This window comes from Helcococcus kunzii ATCC 51366 (genome assembly GCF_000245755.1).
GTDB lineage: Bacteria > Bacillota > Clostridia > Tissierellales > Peptoniphilaceae > Helcococcus > Helcococcus kunzii.
In genome coordinates, this window is sequence record NZ_JH601088.1 from 1601369 (window position 1) to 1610276 (window position 8908).

An 8908-nucleotide genomic window follows, 5' to 3' on the forward strand; every position below is an offset into this window, starting at 1 on the left:
GTGTTGAATCCCATTCCCTCATGACAGCACAACTCTAGAAAATCATTAGAATGTGTTGTCTTTTCAATCCCATATACATAAATTAACTGATTTAGTAAAATATGTATAAAAAAAGGAGCTGTTAGGGTAATAACCAAAAAGTTATTTCCCTAGCAGCTCTCATTTCCATAAACATTTCCGTGATAACACTTATTTTAATCTCTTTATTAATTCTAAATCTAGGTCTTTAATATTTTCAATACTTAATAATGAATTTACAACTTCTTTTTGTCTTTCATCTTCAAAGTTTAAGAATGGTCTTCTTGAATATCCAGCTTCTATTCCCGCTTTTCTTAGGATTGATTTCATCGCTCCAACCATTGAACCATGTTTTAGCACATCCATTATAATACGCACCGCATATCTTTGAAGTTCTTCTGCTTTCGCTTGATTTCCATTCTTCACATTTTCTCTAATTTGGATAAATAAATCAGGAATCAAATTATAGAATGAACCAATGATTCCATCAACACCGATAGCTAAGTTGCTTGATGCCAATTCATCAGCACCACCAAAAATCATAAATCCTTCAGGTGTTGCATCCTTGATTTGTGTGATTTCAAATAATGTTGTACTTGTAAACTTAACACCGCAAACATTCTTTAATTCCGCCAACTTCTTAATTGTATCAACTGACATTAGTCCCGCAAGAGGAATGTTGTATACAATCATTGGTAAATCAACGGATTCAACAATATCTTTATAATAATTTATTATCGCCTCTTCGGAATGTCTCCAATAAAATGGTGGTACGGATGAAATCCCAGCCACCCCAAGACTTTCCGCATGTTTTGCAAGTTCAATTGCAGCTTTAGTTGAAAGTGTACCGATGTGAGCCACAACTGGCACTCTGCCCGCAACTTGATCCATTACAATTTCCAACACTTTTTTTCTTTCTTCTTCATTCATCAAGAATGTTTCACCAGTTGACCCAGTCAAATATAATCCACCAATATTAAAACTCAATAAATACTCTGTTAAATCTCTGATGCCAGCTTCATCTATCTCTTCATCTTTTGTAAAAGGTGTAAGCATAGCTGGGATAACACCCTTAAAATCTTCAATCGTAAATTTTTCCATATTACACTCCTAAAGTTTAATAATTCTATTATAATCCCATTAAATAAAATTTTGTAGGAATGCACATTCTTAATAATCGGCAAAAATAAGCAAATCCTGATTATATGTTAAAAAAATAGTGTATCGAAAATATTTTCAATACACCATTCTACATTAATTTAATTTATCTGATTTAACTCTTTCAACCAAATCTCTAACTTTCTCATCGATACTTTCAATTATTTTCTTAAATTCTTCATCTGGTCTTCCTGTTGGATCATCAAGTCCCCAATCTTCTGTACCATAACTATATGGTAAAACTGGGCAAACCACATTGCAACCCATAGTCACTACATAATCAACTTGTGGGATGTCGTCAATTAATTTTGGGTTTTGACTTTCTTCCATGTCGATATGATAGATTTCTTTCATCAATCTAACCGCATCTTGATTGATTTTATCTTTTGTCGCTGTACCTGCAGAATACGCCTCAATCACTCCCTCACCATATTTTTTAGCAAGAGCTTCAGCAATCTGACTTCTACAGGAATTATGCACACATAAAAAAGCTATTTTTTTCATAACTTCACCTTAAATAATATTTTTTATTTCGTCAACAGTTAAAACCTTACCCATTGATACAACATTTTCGTCCACAACAAGCGCAGGAGTAGACATTACCCCATATCTTGCAATTTCTGCAAAATCAGTAACATGTTCCACTTCAGCATTTTCACCATTTTGTGATAATGCTTCTTTAAGATTTTCTTCTAATTTTTGGCATTTCGCGCATCCGCTGCCCAAAACTTTATATACTCTATTCACACCTTCTCCTTACATAATATATGGTTGTAAAAAATTAAATAAATAGCCAACTAAAATTATTCCTATCGCACATATTGCCACAAATACTGCCAATAGCTTTGTCTTTATCGCATTTTTTAACATTATCAGTGATGGCAAACTAAGTGTGGTCACCGCCATCATAAACGCAAGCACCGTACCTAATTGCGCCCCTTTCGCAAGTAGAGCTTCAGCAATAGGAATGGTACCAAATATATCCGCATATATTGGTATACCCAATAATGTTGCAATCACAACGCCAAAAATATTATTTGTACCTAATAATTTTTGTATCCATTCCTCCGGAATAACATTATGAATTACCGCACCAATACCTACACCAATCAAGATATATGGAAATACTTTCTTAAATGTTTCTTCGACTTGTTCTTTAGCAAAATTCAACCTATCTTTTACAGTTAACTTAGGAATGTCTAACTCAATATTCTTTGCATTTCTCACGAAATCAGCAATTTGGTCTTCCATTTGTAAACTACCAATAAATGTACCACCAACAACCGCTATGACTAAGCCAAATATCACATACAATATTGCTATTTTGCCACCAAAAATGCTCATCAATAAAACCAGAGAGCCAAGATCAACCATTGGAGAAGAAATCAAAAATGAGAATGTCGAACTAATCGGCAATCCCGCACTAGTAAACCCTATAAACAGCGGAATACTTGAACAAGAGCAAAACGGTGTTACCGTCCCAAGCAATGCACTTATTGTATTTGCCCATACGCCCTTAAATTTCCTTAAAATCTTTTTACTTCTTTCAGGTGGAAAATATGATTGAATGTATGAAATAACAAAAATCAATGTACACAATAAAATGGTAATTTTTACCACATCATAAAAGAAAAACTGCAGACTTCCACCAACTGGACTGGTAATATCCACACCCATTCTAGACAGAATATTTCCAACCAGTCGATTCAACCAATTCATGCCCAAAATTTCTTTTTGAATAAAATCCATCATTCTAACTTACCTTCTTTAATAAAACTATAATGCTTCTTCATTCATTATAGCATCAATGTGTTCAAAATTGGCTAAAACTTCTCTAACCTCATCAACACTTTTTGTCCTTACCAAAGTGTCTCTCAATTGTCGTGAGCCCTTAAAATCCTTCACATAAGTCTTAAACAACCTGTTCAACACTTTGCTCAATCTAGGCTCTTTCTCAACCATATCTTCATAATAATCCAAATGATAATAGAACAAATCCATAAATTCCTTGTGGGAATGGGCTCTCTGTTCCTTTTCAAATGCGAATACATTCCTAAAAATGCCTCTCCCAATCATGATACCATCGACACCGTATTTTTCAACAAGTTCCATTCCGACTTTTCTATCTGGAATGTCGCCATTTATCGTAATCAACGTATTTGGAGCAATCTCATCTCTCAACTTTACAATCTCAGGAATCAACTCCCAATGCGCATCAACAAATGACATTTCCTTCTTCGTACGTAAATGAATCGTCAAATTTGCAATATCCTGTCTAAGCAAATGACTAATCCATTCCTTGTATTCATCCACTTTTAGATATCCAAGTCTAGTCTTCACACTCACCGGGATACCACCTACCTTCGCAGCCTGAATAATACTCGCCGCAACCTCAGGTCTTTTTATCAATCCAGATCCTTTACCCTTCTTAACAACATTCGCCGCAGGACATCCCATATTTATATCAATACCTTTATAGCCCATTTCAGCCAAACCCTTAGCCATATTTTCAAAGTTTTCAGGCACGTCTCCCCAAATATGAGCCACTATCGGCTGTTCATCTTCTGTAAACAAAAGCCTTCCATCAAGAGTATCCCTTACATTCGGCAAATTATATGCATTGGTATCTGTAAACTCCGTAAAAAATACATCCGGCGCAGCAGCCTTTGCCACCACATGTCTAAACACAGTATCTGTCACATCCTCCATCGGCGCCAAAATGAAAAACGGACGCGGTAAATCATTCCAAAAATTCTCTTTCATAAACTCTTCTCTTTTCTAATTAACTCTAGTATTTTGGCCTTTCGCCAATCTTAACTATTTTACTAGTATAAGCGGAATTTTTCAATGATAGTTATAAAAATGACTAAAGGGGTATTTTATAATACTAAATTATTAAATTAGCAATAGTATTATTAAAAAAACAAAAATATCTGCTGAATAATATACACCAACAGATATTTTTTGTTTTTTATTTTATTGTAAATCTTAAACTGGATTCAAAAGTTTTCTCTTCATAATCAAAACTTTTTCTAATTTCATATTTTCCTTTAGATAAATTTGAAATTAGCTTAGAAAGTCTTATTTTCTGTTTTATCCCTTCTTGAGGACGAATTATTAAAGCAATATCTTTGTAATCTAGAGGATTATCAATTTCTTTCAATTCAGATTCATTTTCTATTTTATAAATCTTAAAATTATTATCACTTGAAGTAGTTACTTCTTCTTGTTGCTTATTTATAAATTCAACAATCATATCTCCGTTATTATCTTTTATGAATTTAAAATCAACAAACTCATTTTTTATTTCTTCTACTTCATAGGTTAATCTTTCTTTTTTTGCACAACCTAATAGTACAAATATTAGGATTGAAAACAGTAATATAGTTTTTTTCATAGTGAACCCTTTTAATATCTTTTTAAATTTAATGCTTTGTTTACTTCTGAAGCTCTACAATAATATTTAGTACTTCCTACACCCGCCATATGAACACCTACAGTATTTATTAAATTTTCACCTGGGACCTTAAAGAATACTAAACCACCACTATCTCCATGATCAGATTTGTAATTGGCACCTACAAGATTAAAGTGTGTAACTCCGTCTAATGTTATAGAAACATTATTTCTAGTTGCTCTATATGCTACTGATGAATATGATGATTTAACTTTAATCTTAGATCCAGGATAAATACTTGCTTCTTTTTGAGGTTTAGCTTCAATTTGCTTAAATACAATAAATTCCTCATCTAAAACTTCATTTTTAAATAATTTAATATTTTCTTCGTTTAAATTATCGAACTCAACTACAATTTGGTTATTTTCGACATCTAACCAATATAAATTAAATTGTTTAGCAATAAAAGTTTCTCCATGATATTTTTTATATAAATTAATATCATTCATCGCATCATTAAGCTGATTCATTGAGAATTTAACAGTATGGGTTTGATTAGATTTATTAAGTCTACTACTAACTGTTTGATTATTACCTTTTGTTGTAAGAACTATAAGTTGACCATCCTTTACAAAACTTCCTGCATAGTCATCTATATACTCATCATATTCAAAAGTTTTCTCTTTTTTTACATTTTTATTGAAAGATAAACCAGACATTTTTGTTTTATTTTTTTTCATTATGTTAGAAATCGAGTCAAAATCATAAATATCTAATTTTTCAGCTTCAATTTGTTCATGATTTGAAAAAATCATAAAGCATAATATAAATATAGCAAATATGCTATAAAAAGTTTTTTTTCATATAATCCTCCTGTACTACTAAAAAATATAATAAACATATTACAATATAGATGGTTAAAAAAAGAAATCGATTTCTTAATTAAATTTTATAACATATGTATTTTTATGTCAACATATTATTCTTACTTTAGATGAAAATATTGTATAGATAAATCATTATTACCACGAAAATATATTAAAAATATTTATATAAAATTTATTGATGTCTAATATATACCAATTATTATAAAACAAATAATATAGGTATAGTAAAATCATTGGCTCTATATGGACCAAATAATACTGGAAAAACACAGATTATTTATGCTTTGAACGCTATTAAGAATGTCATTTTAGATGAAGACTTTATTATTAGATCTAAATTTTTTAATGAAGATATTAACACAAAATTAGGTTTTAAGTTCCTTTATAAGGAAAACATATATTATTATGAATTTATTTATAATGTTGTTGATAGAGAATTTATATTTGAAAAATTTGGCAGAGAAATAATAGATTCATACGGAAATAAAAAAGATGAAGTTTGGTTTATTAAAGATGACATAAACGGAGTATATACTTTCGCATCGGATAATGAACAACTCACAAATATAATAGAATCTATTTCTAATAAAAAACCTCTTTTTCACCAACTTGATGTAGAAAAATTTTCTCAATTAAAAGAAATTAAATCAATACTATATAGTGAAGCTAATAATATTGAAATTGTTTCGTTAGATGACATATCATTAAACAAAACAATTGAAATATTAAAATCTAATAATGAAAAGAAAAATCAAATAGTTAAATTTATTAAAAAAGCTGATCTTTTCCTAGATAATTTTGAATATATTAATACAAAAGATAAAATAGAAAAATTCATACCTTCATCTATTTTAAATTTAATAGAAGAAAAAAAAATCTCAGAAAATATAATTGACAACTTAAAACTAATATCTACTTACAAAGGAAAACAGATTCCTAGTATTTATGATTCCGTGGGCACTAGAAAGATTGAAGCTCTAGCAAGTTACATTATCGAAGCACTAAGTTTAGATAAAACTTTGGTTATTGATGAAATAGACACCAGTCTACATTTTCTTTTAACTAGAGAAATCATATCTTTATTTAATAATATCGAAAACACAAAAGCTCAACTAATATTCACCACCCACGATATTAGTATATTAGATTGTAAAAAATTATTTAGAAAAGATCAAATATGGTTCTTAGATAAAGATGAAGAAAATCAATATCTATACTCATTAGACGACTTTACTGCTGAAAATGGGGTTAGGAGCACTAGCGATATTATCTCAAAATATAGAAAAGGAGACTTTGGCGCTATTCCAGATCCACAACTGATCGATGTATTGTTAGATATTAAAGATAATAGGACAACACATGAAGAATAGAATTCCAAAAAACTTAGTTTCAAATTCAAAAAAGATATGTATAATTTGCGAAGGATATGAAGAGTACGACTATCTAAATAGATTAAAACAATTGAATTTATGGAATAAAAATTATTCTGTAAAATTAGTAAACGCTAAAGGAATTGATAAAGTTTTTTCCTTATATCAATGGCATTTTCAATCAGATAGATATGATATAGTTCTTATAATTTGTGATACAGATATGAACCCTCATACAAGTTTTATAGATATATTAAGTAAAGTTGATGAATTACATTCTAATTGCGTTAACCGTAATGATATTATTTTTTTCGCCAACCCATGTTCAATGCAAATAATACTTAATCATTTTAAGAAAATTATATTAAATTCTAATAAAAAAAGTGATAACGCTGATATTATAAAAAATTTAACAGGCATAAAAAATTATGATGCTAAAGAAAATAAAAGAAACTCTTTATTTTCTAAAATCAACAAAGATAATTATAACATCATGAAGAACAATATATATAATAGTAACCAAACATTTAATATAATTGGTTCTACAAATTTTATTAAATTAACAACTAATTTAGAAAATAATAATATTGATTGGATAAATAATATTTTAGATCAAATCTAAATAGACAATATATTTTCATTCCATATTTAATACAAAAAGATTAAGCTAACTCTATTTTTATAGGTACAATTACAACGATATGTATCTACAACAATAACAAGCTTAATCTTTATTATTTATCTTTACAACAAAATTTATTTTTTCAGCTTTTATTTCTAAATTAAATTTTATACTGAATGAAATTTTGTATTGTCAGCTTAAATTGGCTAAGTGTTGATCTGTGCTGAGCTTTTAGCGAAAAACCTCAGCTTTTTTCTAAGATTCTCAATTTATACTGATGTTTTTTTCAAAGTGACAGCTTTATCTGACAATTAGCTATTCTATACTGAGGTTTTCCCCTATTATTAGAAATTTACCATTTTACCTGCATATCCATTAGATACATCACAATAAATGACTGTTCTAAAGTTCTCCCAGTTTTGCATTTTGGATTTTGACTTTTTACAACAACACACTTGAAAGATTTTGGCAAAATGTGTTGTCTTTTCTAGACGATTATATATAATCTATAAAGAAAAGCTGTTGCAAAATAATCAAAAATTATTTTGCAACAGCCCTTTTTATATTGATTCAAATTTTCTATTCAAGTGCAGAAATTATTAAATATTATTTTATCTCAAAACTTTCCTTACTAAAATTTTCTTTGAAAGGATAAATTTTTTCATTATCGTCACTAATAAAATATATCGTATTTAAATCTGATGACATAATTCCCACATCAAATTCTACATGTTTTTCGGAATCAGTTATTTTTGAAATTTTACCTTCTCCCTTTATTTTTTTAAACTCATCTTTTTTTATATCATAAATATAGTGATATTCAGTAAAGTTTGTGAAATTCTTTTCAGCACTTATTAATAATATATCTTTTTCATAATCTAGAACTATACTAGAAAAAAAACCTGGTAAAAAGCTCTTGTCAACATCAATTCCATACGCTTTTGTAATTTTCTTTTGTGATTTATCATATATAAAAAACGAATCTGGAGTGGTAATAACCGCGTAATCCTTTTTTTCAGATACATAAGGTGGATGTTCACCCCATAATTCAAAAGCAGAATAACTTGGAGACTTCAACGCTATATCTAATTTCTTGCATCCACTAATGGCTAATAATGTAATTATCGAAATTATATAAAATAATTTTTTCATGATATTATATTCCTGTTAAATTTTTTCAAGATTAATGTTTTCAACTCTAATCTTTCTTTATCCACCATCTCGTTCTCTTCTTTATAAACTTCATTTATTTTTTTTATTAGAGCTTTAGCTTTTTCCTCTAATACAATAGGAGTTACCTCTTCTTCATTAAGATTACTACTTTTCATCATCATAGGCATATCTTTTGAAATGTTTTCAATCTCATCAGATTCATTTGTCCAAATTTGTATATCAAATCCACCTATTTCATCAAATACATTATCTACAATAAATGCATTTACATTGTTATCAATCT

At 29.0% G+C, this 8908-nt stretch carries 11 protein-coding genes; 2 read left to right on the forward strand and 9 right to left on the reverse strand.

What is annotated here, in order from left to right:
- Nucleotides 1-189: 189 nt before the first annotated feature.
- From HMPREF9709_RS07245 to HMPREF9709_RS07275, 7 genes are all read right to left on the reverse strand, one after another.
- Complete coding sequence (locus tag HMPREF9709_RS07245; RefSeq protein ID WP_005398950.1) at nt 190-1119, reverse strand: N-acetylneuraminate lyase; 930 nt, start codon at nt 1117-1119, stop codon at nt 190-192.
- A 153-nt stretch (nt 1120-1272) separates the two neighbouring features.
- Complete coding sequence (locus HMPREF9709_RS07250; RefSeq protein ID WP_005398951.1) at nt 1273-1680, reverse strand: arsenate reductase ArsC; 408 nt, start codon at nt 1678-1680, stop codon at nt 1273-1275.
- A 9-nt stretch (nt 1681-1689) separates the two neighbouring features.
- Nucleotides 1690-1923: a thioredoxin family protein gene (locus HMPREF9709_RS07255; protein ID WP_005398952.1), complete on the reverse strand. Its 234-nt coding sequence runs from the start codon at nt 1921-1923 to the stop codon at nt 1690-1692.
- Between the two features lie 9 nt (nt 1924-1932).
- A complete protein-coding gene (locus HMPREF9709_RS07260; protein WP_005398953.1) occupies nt 1933-2928 on the reverse strand; it encodes a permease in 996 nt (331 codons plus the stop codon).
- A gap of 24 nt (nt 2929-2952) precedes the next feature.
- The gene (locus HMPREF9709_RS07265) at nt 2953-3939 is read right to left on the reverse strand and encodes a tRNA dihydrouridine synthase (protein WP_005398954.1); all 987 of its coding nucleotides are present in this window, start codon (nt 3937-3939) and stop codon (nt 2953-2955) included.
- A 208-nt stretch (nt 3940-4147) separates the two neighbouring features.
- Nucleotides 4148-4573, reverse strand: coding sequence for an immunoglobulin-like domain-containing protein (locus HMPREF9709_RS07270; protein ID WP_005398955.1), 426 nt, complete (start codon nt 4571-4573; stop codon nt 4148-4150).
- Between the two features lie 11 nt (nt 4574-4584).
- Nucleotides 4585-5388, reverse strand: a complete 804-nt coding sequence (locus HMPREF9709_RS07275; protein WP_005398956.1) for a hypothetical protein — start codon at nt 5386-5388, stop codon at nt 4585-4587.
- 305 nt (nt 5389-5693) lie between these two features.
- On the opposite strand from HMPREF9709_RS07275, the gene HMPREF9709_RS07280 reads away from it, so the two are divergent.
- Both HMPREF9709_RS07280 and HMPREF9709_RS07285 read left to right on the forward strand, forming a co-directional pair.
- Nucleotides 5694-6830 (forward strand): AAA family ATPase, encoded by a 1137-nt coding sequence (locus tag HMPREF9709_RS07280; protein WP_005398957.1) that lies wholly within the window; start codon nt 5694-5696, stop codon nt 6828-6830.
- Entirely contained in the window at nt 6820-7452 is a 633-nt protein-coding gene (locus tag HMPREF9709_RS07285) for a hypothetical protein (RefSeq protein ID WP_005398958.1), read from the forward strand. The genes HMPREF9709_RS07280 and HMPREF9709_RS07285 overlap by 11 nt, the downstream gene beginning before the upstream one ends.
- A gap of 606 nt (nt 7453-8058) precedes the next feature.
- On the opposite strand, the gene HMPREF9709_RS07290 is transcribed toward HMPREF9709_RS07285, so the two are convergent.
- The gene (locus HMPREF9709_RS07290) at nt 8059-8604 is read right to left on the reverse strand and encodes a hypothetical protein (RefSeq protein WP_005398959.1); all 546 of its coding nucleotides are present in this window, start codon (nt 8602-8604) and stop codon (nt 8059-8061) included.
- On the reverse strand, nt 8601-8908 hold a 308-nt coding region (locus HMPREF9709_RS10075), incomplete at its 5' end, for a hypothetical protein (protein WP_040463909.1). The genes HMPREF9709_RS10075 and HMPREF9709_RS07290, both read right to left, overlap by 4 nt.